The organism is Methylobacterium sp. J-092, assembly GCF_022829325.1.
Classification (GTDB): Bacteria; Pseudomonadota; Alphaproteobacteria; order Rhizobiales; family Beijerinckiaceae; genus Methylobacterium.
Genome location: NZ_JAKSXU010000001.1, coordinates 1 through 545, shown reverse-complemented (window position 1 = coordinate 545; position 545 = coordinate 1). Strand labels below are relative to the sequence as shown.

The following is a 545-nucleotide window of genomic DNA, read 5'->3' as shown; positions in this document are numbered from 1 at the left end:
ACGGGGACGTCCCGTGCGGTTCGGGCAAGCCCTCAGCTCGGCCGAGCACGGCTTTCGTACCGCTGGCAGGACTCGAAATCGCGCACCGAGCGGTTGTAGGTGTCGTTGAACAGCTGCGCCGGCTGGCTCGGATCGCCCTTCGTTTTGATATCCCGGGCCACATCCCGGCCGTGGCCGATCACGCTCGCCACCGTGTCGGTGTAGCCCGTACATGACGAGTTCGCCTTCGGGCTCATAGCGTCGAACGTCGTCCCAAGCTGACGGTTGGCGTTCGAAACCTCGCCGAGTGCGGCCAAGAACGGGCCCACGTCCGCTTTCGGTCCGAGGGCTTCGAAGCGCTGCACCGCACGCCGGAGGGCGAGGCTGGTCGTGAGCAGTCGGCGTGCCGGCGCATCCTGTGGCATGGCCGCTGCACGCCGGTCGTCCCGAGCGAGTTCGCGTTCGAATAGCGCAGTGCCGTAGGCGTCCATCGCCTTGGCGGCGGCTTCGACCTTGGGCACCAGGATCAGGTGCTGCTCGCGCGCGAACTTGTATCCGTCTTCCTT

Annotated in this window: 1 pseudogene; it reads right to left on the bottom strand. The window is 66.6% G+C overall.

Features of this window, described 5'->3' with window-relative positions:
- Positions 1-32: 32 nt before the first annotated feature.
- A pseudogene (locus MKK60_RS00005) lies at positions 33-545 on the bottom strand (hypothetical protein); the annotation flags it as partial.